The organism is Methylocapsa sp. D3K7, assembly GCF_029855125.1.
GTDB lineage: Bacteria > Pseudomonadota > Alphaproteobacteria > Rhizobiales > Beijerinckiaceae > Methylocapsa.
On the sequence record NZ_CP123229.1, the window covers coordinates 84,617 to 96,642 of the forward strand.

Annotated in this window: 8 protein-coding genes; all 8 read left to right on the forward strand. The window is 60.0% G+C overall.

The features are described from left to right. Window positions 1-146 precede the first annotated feature (146 nt). The 8 genes from QEV83_RS00395 (at window position 147) to QEV83_RS00430 (ending at window position 12,011) form a co-directional block, all read left to right on the forward strand. A complete protein-coding gene (locus tag QEV83_RS00395; protein WP_280129348.1) occupies window positions 147-4,529 on the forward strand; it encodes a DEAD/DEAH box helicase in 4,383 nt (1,460 codons plus the stop codon). 217 nt (window positions 4,530-4,746) lie between these two features. Continuing rightward, entirely contained in the window at window positions 4,747-6,222 is a 1,476-nt protein-coding gene (gene zwf, locus QEV83_RS00400) for a glucose-6-phosphate dehydrogenase (RefSeq protein WP_280129349.1), read from the forward strand. Window positions 6,223-6,269: 47 nt separating this feature from the next. Further along, the gene (edd, locus tag QEV83_RS00405) at window positions 6,270-8,081 is read left to right on the forward strand and encodes a phosphogluconate dehydratase (protein WP_280129350.1); all 1,812 of its coding nucleotides are present in this window, start codon (window positions 6,270-6,272) and stop codon (window positions 8,079-8,081) included. Window positions 8,082-8,118: 37 nt separating this feature from the next. Then, window positions 8,119-8,766, forward strand: a complete 648-nt coding sequence (gene eda, locus QEV83_RS00410) for a bifunctional 4-hydroxy-2-oxoglutarate aldolase/2-dehydro-3-deoxy-phosphogluconate aldolase (RefSeq protein WP_280129351.1) — start codon at window positions 8,119-8,121, stop codon at window positions 8,764-8,766. Between the two features lie 16 nt (window positions 8,767-8,782). Beyond that, a complete protein-coding gene (locus tag QEV83_RS00415) occupies window positions 8,783-9,445 on the forward strand; it encodes a class II aldolase/adducin family protein (RefSeq protein WP_280129352.1) in 663 nt (220 codons plus the stop codon). 45 nt (window positions 9,446-9,490) lie between these two features. Continuing rightward, window positions 9,491-10,135 (forward strand): glycosyltransferase family A protein, encoded by a 645-nt coding sequence (locus tag QEV83_RS00420; protein ID WP_280129353.1) that lies wholly within the window; start codon window positions 9,491-9,493, stop codon window positions 10,133-10,135. A gap of 232 nt (window positions 10,136-10,367) precedes the next feature. Further along, window positions 10,368-10,547 (forward strand): hypothetical protein, encoded by a 180-nt coding sequence (locus QEV83_RS00425; RefSeq protein ID WP_280129354.1) that lies wholly within the window; start codon window positions 10,368-10,370, stop codon window positions 10,545-10,547. A gap of 336 nt (window positions 10,548-10,883) precedes the next feature. Then, on the forward strand, window positions 10,884-12,011 hold the full coding sequence (locus QEV83_RS00430) for a glycosyltransferase family 2 protein (protein WP_280129355.1): 1,128 nt from the start codon (window positions 10,884-10,886) through the stop codon (window positions 12,009-12,011). The last annotated feature ends 15 nt before the right edge of the window (window positions 12,012-12,026 follow it).

The following is a 12,026-nucleotide window of genomic DNA, read 5'->3' on the forward strand; positions in this document are numbered from 1 at the left end:
TTTGCCTTACGGCGCAGTGACTTCTTTTTGACCGGCTGGATCACACCGCAAAAGCGGGCCTTTCCCTACGAGTTCTGGTTCCCAAATAGGGCTAAGGGCCACCTCGCTCTTTGGCTTTGGTGCCTTCTGCGTTATCCTAGGTTTTCATGCTAGATCGCCGTGATCCTGTGAACGCCGCGTCCCTTCTGCATCCGGCGGTTGCCGCTTGGTTTGCAGGCCAATTTGACGCGCCGACCCCCGCGCAGGCGCAAGCCTGGCCTGCGATCCAGGCGGGCGAGCACGTTCTTGTCGCCGCCCCGACCGGATCCGGCAAGACTCTGGCGGCATTTCTCGCGGCGATCGACACGCTCGTACGGCAAGGCGTTGAGGGCCGACTCGAGGACTCCACGCAGATCGTTTATGTCTCGCCTCTCAAAGCGTTATCGAACGATATTGAGAAAAATCTGAAAGCGCCGCTCGCCGGCATCCGCGAGGCGTTGCGGGCCCAAGGTCTGCCCGACGTCGAAATCCGTACACTCGTGCGCACGGGAGATACGCCGCAAAGTGAGCGCACAAAGATGCGCCGGCAGCCCCCGCATATTCTCGTCACCACCCCAGAATCGCTCTACATCCTGCTGACGTCCGAGTCCGGACGCGCGATGCTTTCAACGGCGCGGACAGTCATTGTCGATGAAATCCATGCCTTGGCGCCAAACAAACGCGGCGCTCATCTGGCGCTGTCTCTCGAACGCTTGACGGCGCTTTGTGGCAATCGCCTGCTGCGAGTGGGCTTGTCGGCGACCCAGAAGCCCATCGAGGAGATTGCCAATTTTCTAACTGGCTCAGGACCGCGTGGGTCCCCAAGCGCAGGCTGCAAGATTATCGATACCGGCCACCGCCGTGCCCGCGACCTTGCGATCGAGCTTCCTCCATCGCCGCTCGAGGCGGTGATGGCGGGCGAGGTCCGTGACCAGGTCCATGACCGCCTTGCAGCACTTATCGGCGCGCATCGCACGACGTTAATATTTGTGAACACGCGCCGTTTGGCCGAGCGCACGGCCCGCGCCTTGTCGGAGCGCCTCGGCACCGATCGGATCACCGCCCATCACGGGAGTATGTCCAAGGAGCACCGGCGTGATGCCGAGCATCGTCTCAAAGAAGGCGAACTCAAAGCGCTTGTCGCGACCGCTTCCCTCGAACTTGGAATCGACATCGGCGATGTCGATTTGGTGTGCCAGCTCGGATCGCCGCGTTCAATCGCAAGTTTTCTGCAACGGGTTGGCCGCTCGGGACATGCGGTCAAGGGCCTGCCCAAAGGCCGCCTGTTTCCCTTCTCGCGCGACGATCTAGCCGAATGTACAGCGCTTCTCGACAGTGTCCGGCGCGGCGAACTCGACCGGCTCGACATACAAGCGCAACCGCTGGATGTTTTGGCCCAGCAGATCACCGCCGAAGTGGCGGCGCGCGACTGGAACGAGGACGAACTTCTCGCCTTGCTGCGCCGCGCGTGGCCCTACCGCAATCTTACCGAAGCCGATTTTTCTAGCGTCGTAACGATGCTCGCAGAGGGCTTCACCACACGGCGCGGCCGCCGCGGCGCATTGATCCATCATGACGCCGTCAACCATCGTCTGCGCGGCCGGCGCGGGGCACGCTTGACGGCGCTGACCTCTGGCGGCGCAATCCCAGACAACGCTGATTACCGGGTTCTGCTTGAGCCCGATAATCAGTTCATCGGCAGCGTGCATGAGGATTTCGCCGTCGAAAGCATGGCGGGAGATATTTTTCAACTCGGCAATCAATCTTACCGCATCTTGCGGGTCGAGCGCGGTACCGTCCGCGTCGCCGATGCGCACGGCATGCAGCCAACCATTCCGTTTTGGCTTGGCGAAGCGCCGGGCCGCACGGAGGAACTGTCACAATCCGTATCAAGACTGCGGGAGCAAATTGCAATGCTTTTGGCGCGGGATGGGGCAGGGGATGGTGCAGTACGATGGCTTCGCGAAGAAGTCGGCTTGAAAGAGCTTCCCGCGACAGAACTCATCGAATATTTTGCCGCGAGCCATGTGGCCCTGGGTTGTCTGCCGACGCAAGACACGCTGGTGTTTGAGCGCTTTTTCGACGAGTCCGGCGGCATGCAATTCGTCATCCATTCGCCCTATGGAAGCCGGATCAACCGGGCCTGGGGGCTTGCGTTGCGCAAGCGCTTTTGCCGCAAGTTCAATTTCGAGCTGCAGGCCGCTGCGACCGATGATAATATCCTGCTCTCACTGACCGCCGCGCATAGTTTCGAACTTGCCGACGTGCAACGTTATCTTCATTCATCGAACGTCCGCACCGTTCTGACGCAAGCGCTGCTCGATGCGCCGATGTTTCTGACCCGCTGGCGGTGGGTCGCCGGCGTGTCGCTTGCGCTGCCACGCTTTCGCGGCGGCAGAAAAGTTCCGGCTTACCTCACGCGGATGGACGCCGAGGATCTGATCGGTGCGGTGTTTCCCGATCAGATCGCCTGCGCCGAAAACATCGTTGGCGAGCGTCAAATCCCAGACCATCCTCTCGTCCGTCAGACGATCGACGACTGCCTCACCGAGGCAATGGATATCACGGGGTTGGAACGGCTCCTAACACGCATCGAGTCAGGTGCGGTAAAGGTAATCACCCGCGACCTGACCGAGCCGTCGCCGCTGGCGCTGGAAGTGCTCTCCGCGCGGCCCTGGGCCTTTCTCGACGACGCGCCGCTGGAAGAGCGCCGCGCACAGGCTGTCATGACACGGCGGTGGCTCTCGCCTGAAGCTGCTGACAGTCTCGGCCGGCTCGATCCCGAAGCCATTGCAAGGGTTCGCGAAGAAGCTTGGCCCGATGCCACGAATGCCGACGAACTGCATGATGCTTTGATGTGGCTTGGCTTCTTCACCGAAGCCGAAGCGCGCAGCGGACCTGGTTGGACCGCATTTTTCGCTGCGCTCGAACGCGACAGACGGGCTACGCGTATATGGGGTCCGCAAGAGGCATTGTGGATCGCGGCCGAACGCTTGCCGCAGTTTCGCGCCCTCTGGCCGAGCGCGCGTGTGGAACCCGCGATTACGGCGCCCGCCCGTCATACCGGACAAGAATGGTCGCTGGAAACGGCGCTGGTCGAGATCGTGCGTGGACGGCTGGAAGGTTTGGGCCCGGTTACTGCAGATGCGCTTGCGGCATCACTGGGAATTGAAGTTGGCTCAGTCCGCGCCGCGCTCGCTGCCCTCGAAACAGAAGGCTTTGCGCTTCGCGGGCATTTCACACCTTCGACAACGGCCGAAGAATGGTGCGACAGGCGGCTGCTCGCAAGAATCCACCACTACACGGTCAAACGGCTGCGCGCCGAGATCGAACCTGTCTCCGCGCGGGACTTTATACGTTTCTTGCTCGCCTGGCAGCATCTCACACCGGAGACGCGCATGGAGGGACCCGATGCGCTTGCCGCCGTCGTCGAGCAACTCGAAGGTTTCGAGGCGCCGGCTGGGTCTTGGGAAACCGAAATCCTTCCTGCTCGCCTCGAAAATTATGACCCGGCCTGGCTCGATGATCACTGCTTGGCCGGGCGTGTCGCTTGGGCACGGTTGCGGCCGGCCAGCGAACGGCTGAATGGCGCCCCGCGCACGGCGGCACCGGCGCCTCTCCGCACCACGCCGATCACTTTGCTGACCCGCCGTCACGCGCCGCTCTGGGCATCCTTGTCGCCGGACGGAGAAAGCGCTGAGCCGAGCGCCCGTGCGCAAACTGTTTTGGGCTTTATCCGCGAGCACGGAGCCTCGTTCTTCGACGAGCTGGTCGAAGGCACGGGCTTGTTGCGATCGCAAGTGGAAGAGGCACTTGCCGAGCTTGTGGCTATCGGTCTTGTTAATTCGGACAGCTTTGGCGGCCTGCGCGCGCTGCTTGTTCCGTCCAGCGAGCGCCGGTCTAATCCGCAAGGACGCCGCCGCCGCCGCGTCGCCGTCAGCATGGAGCACTCCGGCCGATGGGCGCTGGCCCGCCGCCACGCCAGGCCACCTCATGCGGAAGCGGACGTCATCGAGCATGTGGCGCGCACCCTTTTGCTGCGGTATGGCGTCGTCTTCCGGCGCGTTCTGGAGCGGGAGGCCGCTTGGCTGCCTCAATGGCGGGATTTGCTGCGGGTTTATCGCAGATTCGAGGCGCGCGGTGACATTCGCGGCGGCCGCTTTGTTGCCGGTTTCGCGGGCGAGCAATTCGCGCTTCCCGAAGCAATCGGCGCCTTGCGCGAGGTCCGGCGGGCGGCACCAACGGGGGTGATCGTCTCGCTCTCCGGAGCCGATCCGCTGAATCTCGTCGGCATCTTGACGCCGGGGCCGAAGCTGCCTGCCCTCACCGGCAGCAGGCTACTTTACCAGGACGGATGTCCGGTCGCGCTGCTGGCGGGCGGCGAAGTGCAATTTCTTGAGGCGCGTGATGCCGGAAGCGAGTGGGCGCTGCGGAAGGCTTTGCTGCTGAGCCCATCGCCAAGTCCGGGCGGAAATGTCGTCCGCGATCAAGTTGCGGCTGGTGCCGCCTAGCACGATGTGTAAGTGTGAGAGACCGCGAAGATGCCTGCCGAGGCCGCGCCTCGCCTCTTGGCAGAAATTTTACGCTGGCTTTGGCCGCCGCTGGCGCGTGATTTGCTTATCCTCATCATGCGGGATGACACGCAAGCCCCTCGACGCGACCTCCGGCCAGCCGTATCTGCCAACCCATAAAGGCAAAATCGAAAAGGCCAAACCGTAAAGGGATGAGATGGTTTCGCGTATCGTTCAGGTAGCTCCTTTTGATCTGGTCGTCTTTGGCGGCACCGGTGACCTCGCTCACCGCAAGCTTTTCCCAGCCCTTTTTCATCGATTTCTTGACGGTCAGTTTTCGCAGCCGACCAAGATCATTGGCGTGTCGCGCCACGACTTCGACAATTCCTCCTACCGAGGATCTATCGCCAAAGCTTTGAAGCAATTCGCCGGCGGCTCCTCGACCGACGAAGCGATCAAGGGCTTCCTCGCGATGATCCATTATGTCGTGCTCGACATCGGCAGCGATCTTGGCTGGGATCGTCTCGAGCATCAGCTTGAGAAAGAACACGAGCGGGTGCGCGCCTTCTACCTCGCGACGGCGCCAGATCATTTCGGGGCGATTGCCCAAAAACTTGCCGCCCATTCGCTTGTTACGCCCGCGTCCCGCATCATTGTCGAAAAGCCGATCGGCAAGGACGGCGCTTCGGCGGCATTCATCAATGATGCGATTGGCGCGGTTTTTCCAGAGGAGCGTATTTTCCGCATCGATCATTACCTTGGCAAGGAAACGGTGCAGAATTTGATGGCGCTGCGATTTGCCAACGCCTTGTTCGAACCTTTGTGGAATTCCGCGCATATCGATCACGTCGAGATCACCGTCGCCGAAGCGATCGGTGTCGAGAGCCGGGCCGCGTATTATGAAAATTCCGGCGCTTTGCGCGACATGGTGCAAAATCATTTGCTGCAACTTTTGTGTCTCGTCGCCATGGAACCGCCCGCTTCCATGCACGCCGATGCGGTGCGCGACGAAAAGCTCAAAGTGTTAAAAGCCCTGATGCCGATTGATGCCCGCAACGTGGAGGCATTCACTGTGCGGGGTCAGTACCGCGCTGGCGCCAGCGAAGGCGGCGCGGTGAAGGGCTATGCCGAGGAGGTCGGCAATCCGCATACAATGACTGAAACCTTCGTGGCACTCAAAGTCGAAATCGCCAATTGGCGATGGGCGGGCATCCCCTTCTATCTACGGACAGGCAAGCGGCTGCCGCAACGCGTATCGGAAGTCATCGTCGCTTTTCGCGAAGTGCCACATTCGATTTTCACCGTCGAGTCGGGGAAGATTTCGCAGACGAGACTCGCCATCCGGCTGCAACCGGATGAGGGCATCAAACTTTGGCTCATGCTGAAGGAACCGGGTGCTGGCGGCATGCGGTTGCAGCATGTGCCGCTCGATATGAATTTTGCGGAAGCGTTTAGCATCTATGCGCCAGAGGCCTATGAGCGCCTGTTGATGGATGTCATTCGCGGCAACGCAACCTTATTCATGCGCCGCGACGAAGTTGAGGCGGCGTGGCGCTGGATCGATCCGATCCGGGAAGCTTGGAACCATCTGAATGAACCGCCGCGTCCCTATTTTGCCGGGACGTGGGGGCCGGCCGCCGCCATCGCGCTTGTCGAGCGTGACGGGCGCAGCTGGAACGAAGAGACGATTTAACTCGGCGCGGGACCCCCGCACCGCCTGGCGTCAACGAGGAGCCGAAGATGGTTCAAGCAGCAATCGCCGATGTCACCGCTCGTATTCGCGAACGCAGCCGGCCTTCGCGTGTGGCATACCTCGGCCGCGTCGAGGCGATGCGGGGCAGCGGCCCGCGCCGGGGAGCGCTGGGCTGCGCCAATCTCGCGCATGGGTTCGCCGCCTGCGCCGCCGATGAAAAGCACCATCTGCGAACCGGCATCGTCGCCAATCTCGCGATCGTGACCGCCTATAATGATATGCTCTCGGCTCACCAGCCCTACGAGCGTTTTCCGGCGATCATCAAGCAGGCGGCGCGCGAAGTGGGTGGTGTCGCGCAGGTCGCCGGCGGCGTCCCAGCCATGTGCGATGGGATCACGCAAGGCCGGCCCGGCATGGAACTGTCGCTCTTTTCGCGGGATGTCATCGCCATGGCGGCGGCGATTGCCTTATCGCATGATATGTTCGACGCGGCGGTTTTTCTCGGCATCTGCGACAAGATCGTGCCAGGTCTCGTGATCGCCGCGCAGGCCTTCGGTCATTTGCCTGCGGTCTTCATCCCGGCTGGACCAATGCCATCTGGACTGCCGAACCAGGAGAAGTCCAAAATCCGCCAGCTTCACGCCGAAGGCAAGGCTGGGCGCGAAGATCTTTTGAACGCGGAAGCTGCGTCCTATCATTCGCCGGGAACATGCACATTTTATGGGACGGCAAATTCGAATCAGATGCTGATGGAAGTCATGGGCCTGCATCTGCCGGGGAGCGCCTTCGTCAATCCGAATACTCCCTTACGCGACGCGCTCACCGCTGCCGCCGCGCAGCGCGCCTTGGCGATCACAGCCTTCGGCAATGAATATACCCCCATCGCGGCGGTCCTTGATGAGCGGGCCTTCGTCAATGGCATCGTCGCCTTGCATGCGACGGGAGGCTCAACCAATCATGTCATTCACCTTGTCGCCATGGCCCGCGCGGGGGGGATCGTCCTGACCCTCGATGACTTCGCCGATCTTTCCAAAGTGGTTCCCTTGCTGACGCGAATCTATCCAAATGGCACCGCCGATGTGAACCACTTTACGGCCGCTGGCGGTACTGGCTTTCTGATTGCCTCCTTGTTGCACGCGGGCCTCGTGCATCCCGATGCGCGCACCGTTGCCGGGCATGATCTCGAATATTATGCGCAAGAGCCTTATCTCGACGACGGTAAGCTTGCCTTCCGTCCCTCGCCTCCGGCGAGCCTCGATGACTCTGTCCTGCGCGGCGTGGCTAAGCCATTTTCGCGCGATGGCGGCCTGAAGGTGCTCGAAGGCAATCTCGGCCGCGCCGTTATTAAACTCAGCGCTGTCGCGCCGGAGCATCGGCGAGTCCGGGCCCCCGCCCGGATATTTCACGCGCAGGAAGATCTCGAGGCGGCCTATCGCGCGGGCGAACTCGATACCGATTTCGTCGCGGTGGTCCGGTTCCAAGGTCCGCGGGCGATTGGCATGCCGGAACTGCACAAGTTGACGCCTGTGCTCGCCTCGGTCATGGCGCGCGGCCATCAAGTGGCGCTTGTGACCGATGGGCGCATGTCTGGGGCCTCCGGAAAAGTCCCGGCTGCGATCCATGTCACGCCCGAAGCGCTCGATGGCGGCCCGCTCGCCCGGATTCATGATGGCGATATGATCGCCCTTGACGCGGAGGCGGGCATTTTAACGGTGGAGCTTTCGCCAGAGACTTTGCATAGCCGTTCGCCCGCTGAATACAATCTGGAAGCCCATTGGCATGGCTATGGGCGCGAGCTGTTCGAAATGTTCCGCGCCAATGCGAGCGGACCCGAACTCGGCGCGGGCGTCTGCGGCTGACGGCGATCATCACCTCATGGATGGAAGGGCGCGGTTCATGCTTTATCCGCATACCAAGGCGACATTGGCGGTGCTTTACCAGGCGCCAGTCATTCCGGTTCTCACCGTCAAGGATATTGAGGACGCGCTTGCCCAGGCGCGCGCGCTGATCGCCGGCGGCCTGACCGTCCTCGAGATCACCTTGCGCACACCCGCCGCGATGAGTGCCGTGACGGCACTTGCCAAAGCGTTTCCGGATGCCTGCATCGGCGCTGGAACAATCGTCGAGCCGGAACAGATTCAGGCGGCAGCCGATGCTGGCGCTGGGTTTCTGGTCAGCCCAGGGATGACACCCGGTTTGCTCGACGCCGCGGTGCGATCGCCGGTTCCTTTGCTGCCCGGTGCCGCGACCGCGTCCGAAGCCATGGCGCTGCGGGAAAGTGGCTTTCGGGCCATGAAATTCTTTCCGGCCGAGCCGGCGGGCGGAGCAAAATATCTGAGTTCTCTCGGCGGACCGTTGCCCGATTTGATTTTCTGTCCGACCGGCGGTATCGACTTGCAGAAGGCTGCGTCCTATCTGGCGCTCGCCAATGTCGCTTGTGTCGGTGGCTCTTGGATGGTTGCGCCAGGGCTTCTCGCGGCGAAGGATTTCGGCAAGGTCGAACAGCTCGCGCGGGAGGCGTCCGCGCTCGGCCGCCGCCCTTGAGGGAGAGAAACCATTTATGGCCGCGAATGAGGAAGCGGACGCGCGCCAGTCTCTGATCAGCGCCTGCCTTGAGATGACCCGCACCGGCATCAATCAGGGGACGGCTGGTAATATTTCGGTGCGCTGGAAAAACGGCCTGTTGATAACGCCGTCCGGCCTTCCCTACATCGAAATGACAATTGACGATATCGTCTTCATGAATATGGATGGAAGCTATCATCACCGGCAGGCGCCTTCGTCCGAATGGCGTTTTCATCGCGACATCCTGCAAGCACGTCCAGACGTAAACGCCGTCGTGCATGCCCATTCCGTGCACGCGACCGCCTTCGCTATTTGCGGCATGGAGATACCGGCGGTCCATTACATGATCGCCGCGGCGGGCGGCCCGGTGATTCGCTGCGCGCCCTATGCAACCTATGGCACCGAGGAATTGTCGAAGGTGGTGCTGGAAGCACTCAGTGGCCGCCACTGCGCGCTGATGGCCAATCACGGCATGGTCGCCACTGGCCCCGATCTTCGCGAAGCGATGTGGCTTGCCGTCGAGCTGGAAACGCTCTGCAAGCAATATGCGCTCGCTCTTCAAATCGGGACGCCCCAAGTGCTGGAAGCCGGAGAGGTCGAAAAAATCATCGAGAAGTTCAAGGAATATGGCTTACGGCGCCGTCCCCGCGCGGCATAGATTCTCAATGGACCTCATCCCTTAAGTCCCGCGAAAGCAGCTGTTGTGGATTGTCTTGATAAGAGCCGTCCTGACCTCGCTGGCGAGAAGGTAAATTCGCTGCCGCTTGGCCTGCCTTTGGTGAGCGTTATCATCGTCAATTATAACTACGGCCAGTTTCTGAAACAGGCCGTCGATTCCGTCTTCGAACAAACCTATCCGAACATCGAGTGCATCATCGTCGACAACGCTTTGACGGACGAAAGCACGGATGTTCTCCTCGCCGTCTCGAAACAATATCCTTGCATATCGATCTTGCGGCGAAGCGCCAATGGCGGTCAAAGCCTCGCCTCGAAAGAGGGATTTGAAGCCAGTACCGGCGAATATGTTGTTTTCCTCGACGCCGACGATGTGCTTCTTCCGTCTTGTATCTCCACCCATATTTTCGTGCATCTGTCCTTGCGCATTCCTGTGGGATTCTCCTCTGCCGATATGATTCAGTCCGTCGATTCGCGGATGGTTCTTGGGACGATTTATCGGTTGAGCGAATATGTGCGTTCTAGGCGCGGACGCAAAACGGACCTGCTTCGGCGGATCGACGAAAGTGCTCCCGGGGTCTGGCCGCTGCGTAGCCCTGAGCCAGGGATCGAAAACCACGTCCATCTCGTCCTGCCGAGCGACTGTGATTTTAAGTCATGGGAAGCGTGGTGATCGACCGCGCGCTTGCCATATACCGGCTGCACGGCATGAATGTCTTTTCGAAGTATCCAAATCTCTATGGCATGCTGAGCTTCGAACGCGGCGGACCTTCGGACAACGATATGCTGGGACGCAGGATGGTCATCGATCATCTGTTTGCGAATGCGGGACTGTTTCTGCGCAAATTAGAGTCACCACGGCAATTTATACAGGCGGTGCGGGCACTGACGCAGCGTGGCCACGCATGCCCTCGACGGTGCACGGCTGCTGGACCTATGCGGCGGGTAAAGCGGTCGTCCAGTCCGGGCAGCTCAAACGCGAGCATGGACTCTTCAATTTCATCTTGTTATTGAGCTGGCTGATGGTGGCACCCCATGTCATTTTGCTGGCCTGTCTGCGCCGCAACAACGAAATCAAAACATAGGCGGCGCCGGTCTGGTGATTCGTAGCGTGGCCTAAGCGGCCTTTGGCACCGCGGAATTGTCAAAGACTGTTCTCGACGCCCAGAACGGCCGCGCTTGCGCGCTCATAGCCGCTCATGGGATGGTTACACTGGTCGCCACTTCCGCGCGGCACTTTTGCTCGCCGTGGTGTGAGGCGCTTTGCAAACAATATGCGTCGACCCTTCAGGCCGGGACGCCGCATATACTTGAGAACGAAGAGGTCGAAAGGACTGTCGAAAAATTTATGGAGAATGACTTGCGGCGCAAGCCGCGCGTGGCATAAGTTCGAATGCTTTAGCGCTTATGAGGCAGCCGCCGTGGATTATCTTGCAGAGACGCACCAGCCTGTTTGCGGAGATAATGCAGATCCTCCGCCATTCAGTTTGCCACTGGTGAGCGTCATCATCGTCAACTACAATTACGGCCGCTTTTTGAAACAAGCCACCGACTCGGTCTTCGATCAAACCTACCCCAATATCGAGCTCATCATTGTCGACAACGCCTCTACCGATAATAGCGCCGATGTTCTCCTCGATATTTTGAAACAACATCCGGGCACGAAAATTTTGCGCCGAACCAACAACGGTGGTCAAAACACCGCCGGCAAGGAGGGTTTCAACGCGAGCCTTGGCGAGTATGTCGTGTTTCTCGACGCCGACGACGTCTTATTTCCCACCTTCGTGGAAACCCATATTTTCGTTCTTCTGTCGCTGCGCATTCCAGTGGGCTTTTCTTCGGCCGACATGCTTCAGACCGCCAATTCCCATACAGTTGTCGGGACGGTTTTCGGATTGAGCGAATATGTCAGGTCAGGACGAGGCAGAAAACCTGACCTTATTCGAAGGATCGACGAAAGCGCTCCCGAAGTTTGGCCCCTGTGCAACCCTGGCCCTGCGTTCGACAACCAGGTTCATTTCGTGCAGCCGGGCGATGGAGGATGGTACTGGGCACCGATGTCCGCCAATTGTTTTCGCCGCGATGCACTTCAGCTTTTTATGACCAATGAAAGTTTGACCCAACCTAATAATTGCCTGGATGCTTATCTGATCCGGGGGATCAGCATTCTGATGGGGAGCGTAGTGATTGATAGGCCGCTCGCCGCGTACCGGCTGCACGGGACGAATGTATTTTTCAAACAGCCGCCGCTTTACGGCGTCTTGAGTTACGAAAGAGGACTCAATGATAATGACCAAATTGGCCGCAAGATGGTCATCGATCACCTGATTACCAAGACCGATTTGTTTCTTAGCAAATTAGAAGACTCTCGGACGTATACGCGTGCCTTGAAGGCGCTCGACGACGCATGGCCGCGGCTTCCTTCGACTGTGAGGGGTGCGGGAACATATGTGACGGGAAAGCTAATCTCGGAGCCAGCGCGATTGGCGCGAAAACTCGGGTTTTTCAACTATGTCTCATTGTTGGTGCGGCTAAGGTTACACCTCTAATCTCTTTGAACTGGC

Excerpts from the sequence above, each read along its gene's own strand:
- QEV83_RS00395 (WP_280129348.1), top strand. The coding sequence starts at position 147 with ATGCTAGATCGCCGTGATCCTGTGAACGCCGCGTCCCTTCTGCATCCG.
- QEV83_RS00425 (WP_280129354.1), top strand. The coding sequence starts at position 10,368 with ATGCCCTCGACGGTGCACGGCTGCTGGACCTATGCGGCGGGTAAAGCG.
- eda (WP_280129351.1), top strand. The coding sequence starts at position 8,119 with ATGCTTTATCCGCATACCAAGGCGACATTGGCGGTGCTTTACCAGGCG.
- zwf (WP_280129349.1), top strand. The coding sequence starts at position 4,747 with ATGGTTTCGCGTATCGTTCAGGTAGCTCCTTTTGATCTGGTCGTCTTT.
- edd (WP_280129350.1), top strand. The coding sequence starts at position 6,270 with ATGGTTCAAGCAGCAATCGCCGATGTCACCGCTCGTATTCGCGAACGC.
- QEV83_RS00415 (WP_280129352.1), top strand. The coding sequence starts at position 8,783 with ATGGCCGCGAATGAGGAAGCGGACGCGCGCCAGTCTCTGATCAGCGCC.